Annotated in this window: 1 protein-coding gene; it reads left to right on the top strand. The window is 38.4% G+C overall.

Annotation, left to right across the window (positions count from 1 at the left end; all coding sequences use genetic code 11):
• Window positions 1-493, top strand: a 493-nt coding sequence (locus ACRCJ0_RS16805; protein ID WP_431391298.1) for a CpsD/CapB family tyrosine-protein kinase, incomplete at its 5' end; no start/stop codon positions are given.
• Window positions 494-803 lie beyond the last annotated feature (310 nt).

Genomic DNA, 803 nt, shown 5'->3' with positions numbered 1-803 from the left:
AGTAGACGCTGATTTACGTAAACCAACAGTAGCCAAAACATTCAATATCAACACAACTGTTGGTTTGACAAGTTTACTAACAGACCGTGATGCAAACATCATGGATACTGTAAACTATGTTGCGGATGCAAATATTTACATTTTAGCAGCTGGTCCAATTCCACCAAACCCGTCTGAACTATTAGGTTCAAACCGTATGGCTGAATTAATCGGCGAATTAGAAGAAATGTTTGACTTAGTTATTTTTGATACACCACCAATTCTAGCTGTTACCGATGCACAAGTTGTTGCAACGCGTGTAGATGGCGTGATTGTGGTTGTTCGTTCAGGAATTGCTAACAAAAACGAAGTACGCAAAACAAAAGATTTATTGGACGTGGTGAATGCCAACGTGATCGGTGCCGTATATAACGGTGAAGATGCCAATAAATTAGGCTACGGTTATGGCTATGGCTACGGTTATGGCTATGGTCAAAGCGAAACAAGCAAATAATAGATTTCAAACTAAGGGATAGGCTTTCGGATCTATCTCTTTTTTGTACTTGAGAATCGGTTTAGTCAAGACGGCTAGGGATTTCGATTGGTTTTTGGTATGGCTTTTGATAATGCTTTAGAATCTAGGTGTGTTATCCTAATTGAAGAAGTAAAATAACTTGTGAATTTCGGCAAAGGAGAATGTACGAATGGATTATAGACGATTTGGTGATGTGTTAGTTGTACGACTTGATAGAGGTGATGAGATTATTACTACTTTGGCAGAATTAGCTAAGCGTGAGAAAATATCTTTAGCAACTGTTCAAGGA

The sequence above is a fragment of the Aerococcus sp. L_32 genome (assembly GCF_050689315.1).
Note: the sequence above shows the minus strand (reverse complement) of the source record. Positions and strands in the feature narration are given on the sequence as shown.